This window comes from Streptomyces sp. NPDC043952, assembly GCF_056435325.1.
This window is the reverse complement of record NZ_JBWKES010000009.1, coordinates 22,628-38,768: the sequence shown is the minus strand read 5'-3', so window position 1 is coordinate 38,768 and position 16,141 is coordinate 22,628. Positions and strand designations below refer to the sequence as shown.

The 16,141-nt window shown below is 73.4% G+C and carries 16 protein-coding genes; 6 read left to right on the top strand and 10 right to left on the bottom strand.

From position 1 onward, the window contains the following. Positions 1 to 221: 221 nt before the first annotated feature. Positions 222 to 899, top strand: a complete 678-nt coding sequence (locus AC069R_RS13010) for a DUF4232 domain-containing protein (RefSeq protein WP_478766906.1) — start codon at positions 222 to 224, stop codon at positions 897 to 899. A gap of 23 nt (positions 900 to 922) precedes the next feature. Beyond that, positions 923 to 1,726 (top strand): VOC family protein, encoded by an 804-nt coding sequence (locus AC069R_RS13005; RefSeq protein ID WP_478766905.1) that lies wholly within the window; start codon positions 923 to 925, stop codon positions 1,724 to 1,726. Here AC069R_RS13005 and AC069R_RS13000 read toward each other — a convergent pair. The 6 genes from AC069R_RS13000 to AC069R_RS12975 form a co-directional block, all read right to left on the bottom strand. After that, positions 1,683 to 2,075, bottom strand: coding sequence for a GtrA family protein (locus tag AC069R_RS13000; protein WP_478766904.1), 393 nt, complete (start codon positions 2,073 to 2,075; stop codon positions 1,683 to 1,685). The two genes, AC069R_RS13005 and AC069R_RS13000, sit on opposite strands and share 44 nt — an antisense overlap. Next, on the bottom strand, positions 2,072 to 3,022 hold the full coding sequence (locus AC069R_RS12995; protein ID WP_478766903.1) for a glycosyltransferase family 2 protein: 951 nt from the start codon (positions 3,020 to 3,022) through the stop codon (positions 2,072 to 2,074). The genes AC069R_RS13000 and AC069R_RS12995 overlap by 4 nt, the downstream gene beginning before the upstream one ends. Before the next feature lie 24 nt (positions 3,023 to 3,046). Continuing rightward, complete coding sequence (locus tag AC069R_RS12990) at positions 3,047 to 5,614, bottom strand: YfhO family protein (RefSeq protein ID WP_478766902.1); 2,568 nt, start codon at positions 5,612 to 5,614, stop codon at positions 3,047 to 3,049. A gap of 255 nt (positions 5,615 to 5,869) precedes the next feature. Further along, complete coding sequence (locus AC069R_RS12985; RefSeq protein ID WP_478766901.1) at positions 5,870 to 6,463, bottom strand: histidine phosphatase family protein; 594 nt, start codon at positions 6,461 to 6,463, stop codon at positions 5,870 to 5,872. Between the two features lie 73 nt (positions 6,464 to 6,536). Continuing rightward, positions 6,537 to 6,980: a GNAT family N-acetyltransferase gene (locus AC069R_RS12980; RefSeq protein ID WP_478766900.1), complete on the bottom strand. Its 444-nt coding sequence runs from the start codon at positions 6,978 to 6,980 to the stop codon at positions 6,537 to 6,539. Between the two features lie 69 nt (positions 6,981 to 7,049). Further along, positions 7,050 to 8,483 (bottom strand): aminotransferase-like domain-containing protein, encoded by a 1,434-nt coding sequence (locus AC069R_RS12975; protein WP_478766899.1) that lies wholly within the window; start codon positions 8,481 to 8,483, stop codon positions 7,050 to 7,052. Between AC069R_RS12975 and AC069R_RS12970 the strand changes: the two genes are divergently transcribed. Further along, positions 8,482 to 9,396, top strand: coding sequence for a DMT family transporter (locus tag AC069R_RS12970; protein ID WP_478766898.1), 915 nt, complete (start codon positions 8,482 to 8,484; stop codon positions 9,394 to 9,396). The two genes, AC069R_RS12975 and AC069R_RS12970, sit on opposite strands and share 2 nt — an antisense overlap. 20 nt (positions 9,397 to 9,416) lie before the next feature. Beyond that, the gene (locus AC069R_RS12965) at positions 9,417 to 9,614 is read left to right on the top strand and encodes a DUF1918 domain-containing protein (protein WP_478767071.1); all 198 of its coding nucleotides are present in this window, start codon (positions 9,417 to 9,419) and stop codon (positions 9,612 to 9,614) included. Positions 9,615 to 9,767: 153 nt separating this feature from the next. On the opposite strand, the gene AC069R_RS12960 is transcribed toward AC069R_RS12965, so the two are convergent. Beyond that, on the bottom strand, positions 9,768 to 11,093 hold the full coding sequence (locus AC069R_RS12960; protein WP_478766897.1) for a glycoside hydrolase family 10-like protein: 1,326 nt from the start codon (positions 11,091 to 11,093) through the stop codon (positions 9,768 to 9,770). Positions 11,094 to 11,267: 174 nt separating this feature from the next. Between AC069R_RS12960 and AC069R_RS12955 the strand changes: the two genes are divergently transcribed. Continuing rightward, a complete protein-coding gene (locus AC069R_RS12955; RefSeq protein ID WP_478766896.1) occupies positions 11,268 to 12,143 on the top strand; it encodes a 3-hydroxybutyryl-CoA dehydrogenase in 876 nt (291 codons plus the stop codon). Positions 12,144 to 12,338: 195 nt separating this feature from the next. Beyond that, a complete protein-coding gene (locus AC069R_RS12950; RefSeq protein WP_397986822.1) occupies positions 12,339 to 12,599 on the top strand; it encodes a hypothetical protein in 261 nt (86 codons plus the stop codon). A gap of 33 nt (positions 12,600 to 12,632) precedes the next feature. Here AC069R_RS12950 and AC069R_RS12945 read toward each other — a convergent pair whose 3' ends face one another. The 3 genes from AC069R_RS12945 to AC069R_RS12935 form a co-directional block, all read right to left on the bottom strand. Then, a complete protein-coding gene (locus tag AC069R_RS12945) occupies positions 12,633 to 13,169 on the bottom strand; it encodes an NUDIX hydrolase (RefSeq protein WP_397986821.1) in 537 nt (178 codons plus the stop codon). 65 nt (positions 13,170 to 13,234) lie between these two features. Then, positions 13,235 to 14,575: a transcriptional regulator gene (locus AC069R_RS12940; RefSeq protein ID WP_478766895.1), complete on the bottom strand. Its 1,341-nt coding sequence runs from the start codon at positions 14,573 to 14,575 to the stop codon at positions 13,235 to 13,237. Positions 14,576 to 14,769: 194 nt separating this feature from the next. Next, entirely contained in the window at positions 14,770 to 15,819 is a 1,050-nt protein-coding gene (locus AC069R_RS12935; RefSeq protein ID WP_478767070.1) for a PP2C family protein-serine/threonine phosphatase, read from the bottom strand. Positions 15,820 to 16,141: the final 322 nt, after the last annotated feature.

Sequence of the window (16,141 nt, the reverse complement as noted above, 5' to 3'; positions counted from 1 at the left end):
GCAGCCTTGCACGTTTATGCAATGACTCTGACAGGGGTGCGGGCGTCAGGGCGGGGCCGCTCCGCGCCCGTGACAGGACGAGGACATCGCGGAGAACCGCCCGTAACCGGCGGCGAGATACACATACTTCCGACCGCACGGACAGCGCTCGTGCCGGACTCGTGCCGGACTCGTTCCGGACTCGATCCGCCTCGATCCGACCTCGACGTGGGGGAAGCACCTTGAAGTCCACTCGCATCACCGCACTCGCCGCCATCGGCGTCGCCGTCACCCTCTCGCTCACCGCCTGCGGCAACGGCGGCTCCGGGAAAGCCGGGAACGACCCGTCCGCCACGGGCTCCTTACCGGCCGCGTCCTCCGCGCCGTCGGCCAGTGGCTCGAAGCCGGCGGACAGTGACTCGAAGCCGGCGGGCGGCGCGGGCTCCGGTGGCTCGGCGGCGCCCTCCGGTGGCGGCGGACAGGCCGCGGACGGCTCGGCGAGGCCCAGCGGCAAGATCACGTTCTGCAAGACGGCGGACCTGGCCATCGACGCCAGGGACGCCGCGCCCGGCAAGAGCTCCGGCAGGATCGACATCACCATGGTCAACCGGGGTTCGGCCACCTGCTCGGCGACGGGCTTCGCGGGCGGCGACATCAAGGACGCCGACCACACGTCGAGCCCCGTCGAACGCGGCCACGCCCAGCCGCGCGTCACCGTCCTGAAGCCCGGCGACGCCGCCGTCTTCGACCTCGCCTACGACGTCGACGCCTCCGGCCACAGCCTCACGTCCCCGACCGGCATCCTGGTGACGCCCCCGAACGAGACCCACACCGTGACCCTGAAGTGGCCGGCGGGCGCGGGGCCGATCAAGGGCGCCTACACCGGCGTCGAGGTCTACCCGACGCACACGACCGAGTAGGGCGGCTGGCTAGGATCACCGGCATGCCACTGCGCCCCGTCCAGGTGAACATCAAGGCCCTCGATTCCCAGGCGGTCGGCCGGTTCTGGGCGGCGGCGCTCGGCTGGAGCGCCTACCACCCCGGCGTGACCACCTATGTCGGGCCCGAGGGCGGCCTCGTCTGGCCGGACCCGGTCGCCCTCGGCATCGACATCGTGCCCGTCCCGGAGCCCGGCGCGGCGGTGAAGAACCGGGTGCACCTCGATCTCGCCACCGCCTCCCCGGCCCACCAGAAGGACCTGGTCGGGCGCCTCACGGCCCTCGGCGCGACACCCGTCGACGTGGGCCAGGGCGAGGTGCCGTGGCGGTGCCTCGCCGACCCGGAGGGCAACGAGTTCTGTGTGCTGGAGCCCCGCGAGGTCTACCGGGACACCGGGCCGATCGCCGCGGTGGTGGTCGACTGCGCCGATCCGGGGGCCATGGCCCGGTTCTGGGGCGAGGCGACGGACTGGGTCACGCACCGGGTGACCGACGATCTCGCGGTACTGCGCTCCCCCGAGGGCACCGGCCCCTACCTGGAGTTCCTCCGCACGCCCGGCGGCAAGACCGCCCCGGACCGCGTCCACCTCGACCTGCTGCCCTACCCCGGCGACGACAAGGCGGCGGAGGTGACCCGGCTGCGCTCCCTCGGCGCCACCGACCTCGACCTCGGCCAGGGCGACGTCCCCTGGACGTGCCTGACGGACCCGGAGGACCACGAGTTCTGCGTGCTCGACTCGCCCGGCCAGGCGTCGCGCGGGTCGCTCACTCCTCCACCGCCACCCGCGGCGCGGTGCCCGGCAGCATGATCCAGCGGGAGAGCACGAAGGTGACGGGGATCGCCGCCGCCGAGGCGAGCAGGGGGGCGAAACGGCTTCCGGCGTGCAGCACGTCCACGATCACGTACACCCCCGCCGTGGTGATCACGAAATTCGCAGCGTTGGTCAGCGGGAACAGCAGGAATTTCCGCCAGGTCGGGCGGATGCGGTAGGTGAACCGCGCATTGAGGAAAAAGGAACCGACCATGCTCAGCGCGAAGGCGAGCACATGCGCGGCGAGATAGGGCAGCCGGATGAGGAACAGCAGGTAAAGGCCGTAATAGACGACCGTGTTGAGCACGCCGACCACGGCGAAGGTGATGATCTGTCGCGCTATCAAGGGATGAGGTCTTTCGTCCGTTCGACATTGGTCGCCTTCACCAGGAAGTGCGGGCGGCCCTTCACCTCGTAGTAGATGCGTCCGGTGTACTCCCCGATCACTCCCAGCATGACCATCTGTACACCGGCGAGGGCGGTGACCGCGGTGATGATGGTGACATAGCCGGGCGTCTGCACCCCGTGCAGCAGCGCGGCGACCACGATCCATGCGGTGTAGAGGCCGGCGCACAGCAGCAGGCCGACGCCGAGCCAGAGGGCGGCGCGCAGCGGGCGGTTGTTGAAGGAGAGGACGCCGTCCAGTCCGTAGTCGAGCAGTCCGCGCAGGCTCCAGGAGCTGCTGCCGGCCTCGCGCACGGCATTCTCGTACGCGAAGGTGGTGCTGGGGAAGCCGACCCAGGCGAACAGGCCCTTGGAGAAGCGGTTGTACTCGGTCAGGCCGAGCACCGCGTCCACCACCCGGCGGGACAGCAGCCGGAAGTCGCCCACGCCGTCCACGAGTTCGACGTCGACCAGGCGGTTGACGAGACGGTAGTAGAGGCGGGCGGTGAGGGTGCGGGTGCGGCGGTCGCCGGTGCGGGTGCGGCGGGCGATGACCTGGTCGTAGCCCTGTTCGCGCAGCCGGACCATGCGGGCGATCAGCTCGGGCGGGTGCTGGAGGTCGGCGTCCATGACGACGACCGAGTCGCCGGAGGCGTGCCGCAGTCCGGCCAGCAGGGCGGCTTCCTTGCCGAAGTTGCGGCTGAAGGAGACGTAACGCACCCGCGGGTCGCGGCCGGCGAGGTCTTCCAGCAGGGCGAGGGTGCGGTCGCGGCTGCCGTCGTCGACGTAGACGAACTCCATGTCGTGGCCGAGCGGCAGCAGTTCGTCGGCGACCTGCTGGACGGCTTCGTGGAAGCGCTCCAGGACGGCTTCCTCGTTGTAGCAGGGCGCGACGATCGATATCAGCATGATGGATGTCCCCCAGGATCGCGGTCAGGACGCGGCGGGCACGCGCTCGCGCGGTGCCGGTGGTGTGGTCGGGGCGGGCTGCGGAGTGCGTCGGCGGCGGACGGCGGTCGCGGCGGTGAGCAGCAGGAGCGCCGCGAGCGAGGCGAGGCCGACGGCCGTACCCAGCCGGAGGCCGGGCGGGTGGAAGGTGCAGGTCAGGGTGGTCTCGGTGCCGTCCAGGGGGACGGCGATCAGGCCGTGGTACTGGCGGGCGGGGCGGGCGGGGCCGTCCCCGGCGGCGCAGCGCCAGCCGGCGATCCGGGGCGCGGCGAGGACGGCGAGTCCCTTGCTGTGGACGGGGAGCCTGGCGTGTACGGTGCCGTCCGCGACGGTGACCGAGGTGGCGCCGGTGGCCTTGAGGCGGGCGGCGGCGGCGCCGAGCCGGGCGGTGTCCAGGCAGCCGACGGCGCCGGGCGGAATGCGGCCGGGCCGGTCGGGGACCAGGTCGATCCGGACCCGCCCGGAGCCGGGGGCGCGGCCGAGCGGCGCCATGGCGGCCAGGGCGCGCCCGCGGTCGGCGTGGAACCGGGCCGGAGTGTCCGTGCCGCCGTCCAGCCGCGCGGTGCCGGAGAAATCCGGGGCGGCCAGGTACACCCGGCTGCCGGCCGGGCAGCGGGCGGTGATCACCGGCCCGGTCAGCGCGTTCCCGGAGCCGACCCGGCCGTCGGGGACCGGCGTTCCGTCGTCGCCGCGCACGCCGATACGGGGCACGGTGTAGACGCGGCTGCCGAGCAGCAGTTCCTGGTTGCGGTACGGCGAGGGGCCGAAGGGCGTGGCGTCGGGGGCGGTCCGCACGGTCACCAGGGGCGGCACGTCCCGCCGGGTGACGGTCGGCGCGGCGGTGTCACCGGGCAGCCGGGTCTGGTGCGGGTCGGGCGGGCTGTGCACCCGTGCGCCGACGGAGAAGATCACGTCCGTGACGGCGTTGTCGAGGCTCTGCACGCCCCGGCCGCCCGAGGTCCAGCCGCCGCCGAGGGCGGTGAGGGTGCGGGTCAGGACGTCGGAGGTGAGGCTGCTGTAGTAGGCGGCGCCCTGGCCGCCGACCGTCAACGGGTCGTTGGCGACGGTCTGTTCGCGGCCGGGGTCGGTGCGGTAGCGGGGCCAGCCGTCGGCGCGGGCGATCGCGGCGGCCTGAAGCCTTTGCCGCTCGCCCCAGGGCGCGTAGTCGTCCAGGTGCTTGAGGCGCAGCCCGCTCGCCACGGCGGCGCCGGCCGCGCTCTCCCCCGCCTGCGCGCCGAGCAGCACCAGCACGGCCAGCACGGCGAGCCGCCCCCGCTGCCCGCTGCGGCGCAGCAGGGCGAGCCCGGTGAGCGCGCCGCCGGTGCCGAGCAGCAGCACGGGCCAGGTGTGCGCGTGCACCAGGTCGGTGCGGCTCGCGGCGGCGGCGGCCACGGCGAGCAGGGCACCGGCCGCGCCGAGGGCGGGCGGGCCCGGCGGGCCGTACGACAGGGTGTGCCAGGCGGCGATGACCAGCAGCCCGCACAGCACGAAGGCCTGCCGGTAGGAGCTGCCCTGGGGGATGGCGAAGGCGTGCCAGGCGAGGCTGGTGGGCGCCCATTGCAGGGAGAGGGCCACCGCGAGCACCAGCGCGGTCCAGCAGGCGCGGACGCGGCCGGGGACGGCGCGGTGGAAGGGCAGGGCGAGGGCGAGGAGCAGGGCGGTGGTGCCGACGCAGAGGGCCGGGGAGCTGTAGTCGTACGTCGCGGGCAGCAGCCGGGCGAGCAGGTTCTCGGCCGGGACCGGGTGGAATCGCGCGAGGCGGCCGGGGTAGGCGTGCTTGGTGCCGAGGTAGACGACGGCGAGCAGCGGAGCGGCGAGGCCCATGCCGAGGACGGCGGTGAGCGCGGCGCGGCCGGCTCTGCGCAGGGCCCGCCCGAGCGGCGGGCCGGTGATCAGCAGCCGTGCGAGCAGGACGAGTCCGGCGCCGAGGGTGGCCATGTAGGCGGTGTAGAAGTTGGCGCTCCAGGCGAGCGCGACGAGGAGCACGCCGAGGACCCGGCGCCGCCCGGCGAGGGCCCATTCGCCCGCCAGGCACAGCAGCGGCAGCGCGATCAGCCCGTCGAGCCACATCGGGTTGTAGTCCGCGGCGAGGGTCCAGCCGCACAGCGCGTACGACGCCCCGAGCAGCCCCGCCGCCCACCAGCGGCCGGGCCGCAGGCACAGCAGCAGCCAGGCCATGGCGGCCGCGGCGCACGCGATCTTCAGGACGGTGATCACATAGACCGCGAGGTCGATCCGGTCGCGGGGGAAGACCGCGACGAGCGGCGCGAACGGGCTGGAGAGGTAGGTGCCGAGGTCGGGCAGGAAGCTGGAGCCGTATCCCGACTGCCAGTTGACCAGCAGCCCGCCGTCCGCCCTGCCGTGCAGCAGGTCCCAGAGGTGGGCGTGCAGGGGTACGTACTGGTTGCCCAGGTCGTTGACGCTGCGGGTGCGGGAGCCGGAGGGATAGCTGCCGGCCAGCAGATCGCCGGCGCACAGTGCCACGCCGGCGAGGAGAGCGGCGAGAAGCGCGGCGACCCGGCGCCCGGCATACGGCACGGTCGAACGGTCCATCGGTCGGCAGGCCCCCCGTGAATTCACCTCGGATTTCGCCGACTTAGACGGGAGAGCATTCCGATCGGTTGTGCGCTCAATGGAAGTTGCCGCGTTATCGGACGAACACCGGCCGGAATTCGGGGATATGATGTCCGGCCGGGAAACACGACCTTTCCTGCGCGTTATTCAAAGGTGTTTTCAAGGTGCCGTGTTCGTGGGGCTCGGTTTCCTGGGTGTTGCGGTGTTGATCGCCAGGACGGCGGGACGCGGTCCCTAGGGCAGGGGTTCCCGTGCGGCCGGGGGGTCGAAGCGGAGGTTCCAGTGGCCGCCGTGGCCGGTGAGGGTGGTGGTGGACAGGGGGCGGATGTCGAGGTTCCAGTAGGTGGCGGGCGGGGCCTTCAGGGCGTAGACGAGGGCCGCGCGGATCACCGCGGGCTCGGCGACCGCGACGATCCGGGCGCCGTCGTCGGCGGGGCGGGTCTCCAGCCAGCCGCCGACGCGGGAGATGAAGGCGAGCAGGGGCTCGCCGCCGTGCGGGGTGGCGCGCGGATCGGCGAGCCAGGCGTCCACCGCCGCCGGCTCCCGTGCCATCGCCTCGCCCAGCGTCAGCCCGCGCCAGCGCCCCATGTCGCAGTCGCGCAGCGCGAGCTGGGCCAGCGGGGCATAGCCCAGGGCGTCGCCGGTGGCGCGGCTGCGCCGGGTCGGCGAGCAGTAGCGCAGCTCGGCGGCGGCCAGCGGCACCAGTTCGGCGGCGGCGCACCGCACCTCGTCCCAGCCGGCCTGGTCCATCGGCCGGTCGTCGTCGAACCGCTCGGCGAGCAGCGGAGCGCTGCGCGCCGCGGCGACGAACGTCACCCTCAGTGGCATGCGGTGATGGTGGGGCCGCACGGAACGCGGGTCAAGGTGTCCCGCCGGGGCGCTACCGGTGGTGAGCGGCCGCTCACTCGAAGCGGTGGATCATCCAGGTGCCGGGGCGTTCCAGCGGTGTGAAGCCGACCGTCTCGTACACCCCGTGCGCGTCCTCGGTGCACAGCAGGATGCGGCGCACGCCGAACGCCGCCAGGTGGTCGCGGACGGCGGCGACGAAGGCGGTGCCCACGCCCTTGCCGCGCACCGAGGGGTCGACGTACACATCGGCGAGCCAGGCGAACAGCGCCCGGTCGGTGACCCCGCGCGCGTAGGCGACCTGCGCGCCGGAGGCCGTGTCGTAGACCCCGAAGTTGATCGAGGACGCCATGGCCTCCTCGTGCTTGTCGCGGGTGCGGCCCTTCGCCCAGTAGGCGTCGGCCGACAGCCAGCGGTGGACCAGGTCCACATCGACGCGGTCGGTGTCGGCGGAGAACTCGTAGCCGTCGGGGAGCCGTAGGCGGGAGGTGTCACTCATCCCTTGATCGTCGCAGCTGCGGGGCGTGGAGGCGAGCCGTCGACTCCCTTACGGCACACCGGGGTTCGGCTACAGCACCTCGTCGCAGGCCGTCCGCAGCCGCCGTACGCCCTCCGCGATCTCCCCGAGGCCCGCCACCGCCGCGAAGCTCAACCGGACGTAGGGCGCCGGGGGTTCGGCGCTGAAGTAGGGGCGGCCCGGAGTGAGGGCCACGCCCGCGCGCAGGGCCGCCGCGCTGAACGCGTCGTCGTCGGTGCCCTCCGGCAGCCGCGCCCACAGGTGGTAGCCGCCGGACGGGATGTGCGGCAGGGCGAGTTCGGGCAGGCGCAGCGCGAGCGCGCTCGTCATGGCGTCCCGGCGCTCCTTCAACTCCCCCGACAGGGAGCGCAGATGGCGGGGCCATGCCGGGGAGCCGACCAGTTCGAGGGCGGCCTCCTGGAGCGGGCGGGGCACGAAGAAGGAGTCCACCACCTGGATCGCGCGCAGCCGTTCGAGAACCGGGCCGTGCGCGGCGAGGGCGCTCACCCGGAAGCTGGGCGAGGTCGCCTTGGTCAGCGAGCCGACGTGCACCACCACGCCATCGGGGTCGTCGGCGGCCAGCGGGCGGGGCAGCGGGCCCGCGTCGGCGTGCACGAGGCGTCGTACGAAGTCGTCCTCCACCACGAAGGCGCCGGCCGCGCGGGCGATGGCCAGCACCTCGGCGCGCCGGTCGGGGGCGAGGACCGCGCCGGTCGGGTTCTGGAAGAGGGGCTGGCAGACGAACAGCCGGGCGCCGGTGGCCCGGAAGGCGTCCGCGAGCAGCTCGGGCCGGACACCGTCGCGGTCCACCGGCACCGGGACCGGGCGCAGTCCGCCCGCGCGGGCGAGGGCCAGCATGCCGGGGTAGGTGGGCGACTCGACCAGTACGGGGGCGCCCGGCGGGGCGAGCGCGCGCAGGGCGGTGGCCAGCGCGGACTGGCCGCCGGCCGCGATCAGCACCCCGGCCGCGGTGACCGCGCCGCCGATCTCGCGGGCGAACCACTCGCGCAGCTCCGGCAGCCCCTCCAGCGGTGGCCGCCCCCAGGCGCCGGGCCGCCGCCCCGCGCGGGCGAGCGCCGCCGCCATGGCCCGCTCGGGCTGGAGCGAGGGGTGCGGATAGCCGCCGTTGAACTCCAGCACGCCGGGCGGCGGGGCGGCCAGCGAGACGGTGACCCCGGTGGCGTCCACGGTGCGCGGTACGAGGTCGGCGGCGCCGTCGGCGCTCAGCGCGACCTCCTGCCAGGAGGTGTCCCCGGCCGGCGCCTCGGGGGTGCGCGGCCGGGCCCGGAAGGCGCCGGCGCCGGGCCGGGTGACGACAAGCCCCTCGGCGGCCAGCTGGGCGAGCGCCCGCGAGACGGTCACCGGGCTCACCCGGAACCGCTCCACCAGCGCCCGGCTCGACGGCAGCTTTCCACCCGGTGAGTAGTGGTCCAGCTCCCTTCGCAGCCGTTCCGCCAGTTCTCCCACACTGCTACGCTCTTGCATGAAGACACAGAGTAGCGCTATCGACTCCGGCCCGATAGCGGTCACCGCTCCCCCGGCGGAGCGCCGGGCGTTCGGCACCGCGCTCGCCGCGTTCGGCGTCGCCGCCTTCTCCCTCACCTTCCCGGCCACCGCCTGGGGCCTGGAGGGCTTCGGCCCCTGGACGCTGGTGACCGTGCGCAGCGCCCTGGCCGCCCTGGTCGCGGGCGGCGCCCTGCTGGTCCTGAAGGTACGGCCGCCCGAGCGGCGCCAGTTGCGCGGCCTCGCGGTCGTCGCGCTCGGTGTGGTGCTCGGCTTCCCGACGCTGACCACGCTCGCGCTGCGCACCTCCACCACCGCGCACGCGGCCGTCGTGGTGGGCCTGCTGCCGCTGACCACGGCCGTCTGCTCGGCGCTGCGCACCGGCCACCGCCCCTCCCGCCGGTTCTGGCTCGCGGCGGTGGCGGGCGCGGCGGCGGTGCTGGCGTTCACGGCCCTGCAGAGCGGGGGCGCGCTCACCGCGGCCGACGGCTGTCTGTTCGCGGCCCTGCTGGTGTGCGCCGCCGGATACACCGAGGGCGGGCTGCTGGCCCGCGAGATGCCGGGCTGGCAGGTCATCGGCTGGGCGCTGGTGCTGTGCCTGCCGCTCACGCTGCCGGCCGCCGCGCTGGCGCTGTCGTACGAGCCGTTCACGGTGACTGCGCACGGGGTCGCCGGTCTGCTCTGGGTGGCGCTGGGTTCGCAGTTCCTCGGGCTGGTCGTCTGGTACCGGGGCATGGCGGCCACCGGGGTGCCCAGGGCGAGCCAGTTGCAGTTGGCCCAGCCCCTGCTCACACTGGTGTGGTCGGCGCTGCTGCTGGGCGAGCACTTCACGGCGGCCGCTCCCCTGACCGCCGTCGCCGTGCTCGTGTGCATCGCCGTCACCCAGCGGTCGTGATCGTTGAGAGGGGCCTGGAGATGCGCGCATCCAAGGGCGACCGGCTTGTCCAGCACGGCAGGGTGGTCGGCCAACACGACCAGGAGTCCGAAGTCGTCGAGGTGATGGGGCAGGAGGGCAATCCGCCCTACCGGGTCCGTTTCGAGGACGGGCACGAGGCGATCATGTCGCCGGGACCCGACTGCCAGGTAAAACACCAGGAGGACCGGCCGCGGTAGGCGCCGGGCGTCCGCCGGTTCAGCGGTGGGCACCGGTTCAGTGGTGGGCACCGGTTTTCCGCCGGCCAAGCGGTGGGCACCGGTTTACCGCCGGCCAAGCGGTCGGCATAGGTCCTCCGCCGGCCAAGCGGTAGACACAGGTCCTCCGCCGGTTCAGCGGGGCGGGCTCGCCGGGCGTGTGTAGTGGTCCGCGACCACGCGGCGCATCGCCCCGATCGGATCGTTCGCCACGTCCCCGGCGGCGAAGAAGATGTGCCCGCCCACCTGCGGACGGCGGGCGGCGAGCGTGAGGTGCCGGGACAGCTCCGCGGGGTCCTGCCACGCCTCGGGCCGGCCGTCCGCGCCCGCGGCCCCGGCCCGGTACAGCGCCTCGCCGATGTACAGCCGCGTCCCGCTGCCCTCGGCGACCCCCGCCCACCAGTCCAGCAGCGTCCCGTAGTCCGCGCCGCTCGCGCCGATCTCCCAGTACAGCTGGGGCGCGATGTAGTCGATCCAGTTCTCCCGCACCCAGGTGCGGGTGTCGGCGTACAGGTCGTCGTACGTCTGGGCGCCCGCGTCCGTGTCGGAGCCGCGCGGGTCGGTCGACGCGTTGCGCCACACCCCGAAGGGGCTGATCCCGAACCGGGTGCCGGGCCGCACCCGCTTGATGCCGGCCGCCATCTCCCTGACCAGCCGGTCGATGTTGTCCCTGCGCCAGTCGGCCCGGCTGGTGAAGGCGCCGCGGTAGCGCTCGTACGCCTCGTCGTCCGCGAAGGCCGCCCCGTCCTCGGGGTAGGGGTAGAAGTAGTCGTCGAAGTGGACCGCGTCCACCGGGTAGCGGGCGACCGCGTCGAGCATCGCCCGCTGCACGAAGGCGCGTACGGCGGGCAGGCCGGGGTTGTAGTAGAGCTTGCCGCCGTACGGCACCGCCCAGTCGGGGTGGACGCGCGCCGGGTGGGCGGGCGTGAGGAGACCGGGGTCGGTGTGGTTCGCGATCCGGTACGGGTTGAACCAGGCGTGCAGCTGGAGCCCCCGCGCGTGGGCCTCGCGCACGGCGGTGCCCAGCGGATCCCAGCCGGGGTCGCGGCCCTGGGTGCCGGTGAGGAACTGCGACCAGGGCTCGTACGGCGAGGGCCACAGCGCGTCGGCGGTGGGCCGCACCTGGAGGATCACGGTGTTCAGCCGGTCGCGCACCGCCCGGTCGAGGTGGACGGTCAGCTCCTTCTCCTGCTCGGCGGCGCTCAGACCGGGCCGCGAGGGCCAGTCCCGGTTCTCGACGGTCGCCATCCACACGCCCCGCAGCTCGGTGACCGCACGGGCGCCGGGCGCGCCGGTGGCGCCCTTGGTCCCGGCCGGCCCGCCCCCGGACCGGCCGCCGTCCGACCGCTCGCCCCCGCCCCGCTTGATCTCCGCGGTCCCGGTCGCCGCCGCACCGCACCCGGCCGTGGTCAGCGCCGACAGCGTCCCCAGGGCGAAATCCCGGCGTGAGAGGGGTCCCATTCGGCCACTTTCCCTTACGTTGCGGATCCGCTCGGTCACGGAAGGTCTCCGTGGCCAAGAATGCCCGCACCCACACGATCGATCATCGATACTTCGCGGTAACGTGCACGATCGGAGCAGGCGCCGAAACCCGGAGGTCTGCCAGCCAAGCCGGAGAACAGCGAAGGGGACGATGTGACAGGCATCCCATCGGGCGATATCGCGCGCGTCGGAGTCGTGGGCTGCGGCCAGATGGGCGCGGGCATCGCCGAGGTGTGCGCCCGCGCGGGACTGGACGTGAAGGTCGCCGAGACCACCGGCGAGGCTCTGGAGATCGGCCGCACCCGGCTGTACAACTCCCTGTCCAAGGCGGCCGAGCGCGGCAAGATCTCCGACGAGGAGCGGGACGCCACCCGGGCGCGGCTCAGCTTCACCACGGACCTCGGCGAGTTCGCCGACCGCGACCTGGTGATCGAGGCGGTCGTGGAGAGCGAGGCCGTGAAGACGGAGATCTTCCAGGTCCTCGACCAGGTGGTGACCCGGCCGGACGCGATCCTGGCCTCCAACACCTCCTCCATCCCGCTGGTGAAGCTCGCGGTCGCCACCTCGCGCCCGGACCACGTCGTCGGCATCCACTTCTTCAACCCGGCCCCGGTGCAGCAGCTGGTCGAGCTGATCCCCGCGCTCACCACCTCCGAGGGCACCCTCAGCCGGGCCCAGGTCTTCGCCGAGAAGACGCTCGGCAAGCACGCCATCCGCGCCCAGGACCGCTCCGGCTTCGTGGTGAACGCGCTGCTCGTGCCCTATCTGCTCTCCGCGATCCGGATGTTCGAGTCGGGCATCGCCAGCCGTGAGGACATCGACAACGGCATGGAGATGGGCTGCGCCCACCCGATGGGCCCGCTGAAGCTGTCCGACCTGATCGGCCTGGACACCATCGTCTCCATCGCCAACTCGATGTACGCCGAGTACAAGGAGCCGCTGTACGCCGCTCCCCCGCTGCTCCAGCGCATGGTCGAGGCGGGCCGGCTCGGCCGCAAGACCGGCTCGGGCTTCTACACCTACGGCTGATCACCCTCAGCTACCAACAGACGTGCCCGGCACCGGAATCGGTGCCGGGCACATCCGTTTCACACACCGTGTGCGCGCCGGGCCCGCAGACGTCCACCGCACACGCTCCCCACGCGACCACCAGGCGAGTTCACTCTTCATGCGCATGCAAGGGGGTGCGGAACCCCCCGTTCGACTACGGAAAGGAGTGGACCCGTGACCGGCGATCCGGAGCATCCCGTGGTCCATGGAGAACTCGCAGAGTTACGGCGCCGGCTGGACGTGGCCTACGCCCGCGTCGAGGGCGGTCTCGCACTGCTCGGTCACCGCACCGAGGAGACCGCCAAGGAGCTGGACGAGCTGAACTCCCGCATGGTCTCGCTGGAACACGCGCGCTGGCCGCTGCCCTCGCTCGCCGCGCTGACCGCGCTCGGCGCGCTCGTGGTGACCATCTGGTCGGCCGTGCGCGCCCATTAGCCCTCGGCGCAGCTCGGCACAGCCCTCGGCGCGTCAGCCCTCGGCGAGCCTGAGGTGGTGCAGCAGCAGTAACGCGGCCGCCATGTTGGCGGCCGGGACCTCTCCACGGGCGATCAGGTCGGGGACGAGCTTGAGGGGCACCCACTCCCGGCGGTCCGACTCGAAGTCGTCCACGGGGTGTCCGAGGTACTCGCCCCGGTCGGACCAGTAGATGTGGTGCCGGGCGTCGGTGAGGCCGTTGGACGGCTCCACCGTCATCAGGTGGTGCAGGGGCCCCGGCCGCCAGCCGGTCTCCTCCTCCAGTTCCCTGGCGGCCGCGCGCGCGATGTCCTCGCCGTCCTCGACGACGCCCGCGGGCAGTTCCCAGCCCCAGCTGTCGGTGATGAAGCGGTGCCGCCACAGCAGCAGGACCTCGTTGGCCTCGTTGACGACCGTGGCGACGGCGACCGGCCGCATCCGGATGAGGAAGTGGTCCAGATGCCGGCCGTCGGGCAGCTCGACATCCGCGAGATTGACGCTGAACCAGCGGTTTGCATACACCTTTTGTTCGCTCTGTTTCGTCCACTGCACGGTTCTGCCACCTTTCGGGAGGTAGGTGGCAATATCGCAGCAGTGGCGGCGCGCCCACAGGGCGCCTACAGGGGCACGCGCAGCACTCCGTCGATGAGTTCGGCGGCCTCGGTGGTGCCGGGCGACCCGCAGCGCGCCAGGTGTTCGCGCACCACGCGCAGCCGGTCGCGCAGCCGCTGGGACTCCATGCCGCGCACCTGCTCGGCCATCCGCACGGCGGTGACCACGGCTTTCTCCGCGTTGCCCTGGCGCAGTTCGATGGTGCTGAGCATGGCCAGCCGGTGCACCCGCCCCCGGTCGTGCGCGGGGTTGTCCACGGCGGCCGCCGCGTGCTCCCGCGCGGCGGCGAGTTCACCCAGGCTGAGCAGCGCCTCGGCGACCTGCACATTGACCAGGCCTGGCTGCACGTAGCCGGTCTCGTCGGGTTCATGGCCGCGCCGGATGCGTTCGGCGGCGTTCTCCGCGCGCCGGATGCAGGCGAGCGCGCCGGCCGCGTCGCCCAGATGCGCGTACGCCTTGGCCTGCATCGCGTACAGGTCGGAGGCGAGCGCGGGGGTGATGTGCCGGCCCGCGGTGCGCAGCGCGGCCTCCGCGAAGGCCACCGCCTGCCGGAACTCCCGCATGAACAGCGACTGGTTGACCAGCAGCGCTATGACGTAGGCGCCGAGTCCCCGGTCCCCGCTGGCCTTTGCCAGTCGCAGCGCCTGGTGGAAGTAGCGCTGGGCGAGTCCGTGCGCGTCGGAGTCGTACGCGCAGATCCCGGCGACGGCGACCAACCCGCCGGTGGCCCGGTGCAGTTGGCGGCCGGTGGCGTCGGTGTAGCTGCCGCGCAGCAGCGGGGCCGCCTCCGCGTTGAGGAAGCCGACGATGCGGGCGCGGGTCGCGATGCCGCCGGCCTTGCGGTACATCTGCTCGTAGTGGGCGCGGGCCGCGCGCAGCGTCTCGATGTCGGCCGCCGTGACCAGGTGTCTGCCGCCGCGGGAGACATCGGTGTCCTCCGGCGGGTTCTCCCACTCCCATACGGGCATCACGGCGGGCGTGCCGGTGACGGCCGGGGCGCCCAGCACATGCGGGCGCTGCTGTTCGTCGGAGCGCCACAGGGCGGTGGCCCGCTCCACGAAGCCGGACAGCGTGCCGGCGGCCGCGCTGCCGGGCCGGCCGGGCACGCCGAGGCCGATGTCGTCCAGGGTGACCGGGCGGTGCAGCCGGGCGGCCAGCACCTCGCAGATCAGATCGGGCACCTGGCCGCGCGGCCGCTGGCCCTTCAACCACCGGGCCACGGCGGTGTGTTCGTAGCGGAGCGCGAGGCCCCGGCGGCGCCCCGCCTGGTTCACATGGGCGGCGAGACCGGCGTGCGAGATCCCCGCCTCGTCCAGGATGGCGTCAAGGAGCGTGTTGGGCTGCATGGGATGACCCCCGAGTGCCTGATGCCGTCAGCGTAGTGGCTGCGCCTTCACACGGGGTGTGAACGGAATGCCCGCATCCGGGGCGTGTGCGCGCTGTCGCGGAGCGTGGCCGGGCCGGTTCACTGGTGGTCCTCCTCGCGAGGCCCGCCAGGCCACCGGCTCCCCCTCCTACAGCGGTGGTCTGGCGGGAACCATCAGCCGTGCGTGGTGGTGGCGGGCCGGGCCGGCTCCCGCGCCTTCGGTGCCGCTCCCCGCTCGTTGCGCAGCACCAGGAGGGCCACGTCGTCGGTGGGGGTGCCGCCGGTGTGCCGCAGCAGGGCGGTGAAAAGGGTGCGCAACACCCGCTGAGGAGAGGCGGGTTGGTCGCGTACGGCGGTGCGCAGCGCGTCGGGCAGGGCGAAGAACCGGCCCCGTGCGTCCCGCGCGTCCTCGGCGCCGTCGGTGAACAGGACCAGCGACTCGGCGGGCCGCAGCGGCGGGCAGTGGTGCGGGGCGAGGTCCGCCGGGAGCGGGAACGGGCCCAGCGGGGGCAGCGGTTCGGCGCGGGTGAGGGGTTCTACGGCGGTGCCGGTGAGCCGGTAGGGCCAGGGGTGCCCGCAGTTGAGGGCCCCCAGCGTGCCGTCCCGGCCGATCTCCAGCAGCAGGACGGTGACGAACTCCTCGGCGACGGGGTGGTCGGGGTCCGCCGGGCACCCGGTGGAGGGGTGTTCGGCGCGGGCGCGTTCACGCAGGTGCCGGGCGAGCGCCCGCTCCAGCCTGCGCAGCACTCCGTCGAGCCGGGCCTCGTCATGGGCGGCCTCGCGGAAGCTGCCGAGGAGGGCGGCGACGGTGCCGAGGGCGGCCAGCCCGTGCCCGCGGACGTCCCCCATCACCACCCGCACCCCGTGCTCGGTGGCGATGGCCTCGTACAGATCGCCCCCGACGCTCGCGCCCCGGTCCGCGGAGAGCTGGGCGGCGGCGACGCCGAGCCCGTCGAGCCGCGGGGGCGGCGGCCGCAGTACGACACCCTGGGCGACCCGCGCCGCCCGCCGGGCGAGCCGTAACTCCCGCAGCAGGGCGCGCCGCACATGGGCCAGCAGCCCGATGCCCACGCCGAAGAACACGACGCTGGCGGCGATGCGGGCGCCGAGCCGCTCCTGGGTGGCGAGCGGGCAGCCGAACTTGTAGGCGACCGCGAGCGCGCCCCAGAGCGTGGGAAGCACGGCGCCGCGCGCGGTGGGTGCCCGTGCCTTGATGCGGATCATGCCTCTGTCCCCCATGGAGAGTCCCTGACAGAGCAGCCGGACCGACCCCGAAAGGCCGGTCCGATTCTGTCGACGGCATGGCCCGCGAGAACTGGTTCGCCTCCGATGACCACTCGAACGAGTGAGAAGGCGCAGGTGGGGGTGCATTTATGCAGGAGGTGACGCCGTGTCAGAACGTTTCTCCGGCCAAGACGAAGGCGGGGGGGGGGGGGGGAGGGGGGGGGGGGGGGGGCCCCCCTCCCCCTCCCCCCTCACAGGCCAAAAAAAAACCGCCGTGGTGTTCCCCTAGGGCAGAAAGAAGATGCAAAGGCCTCGAAAAACC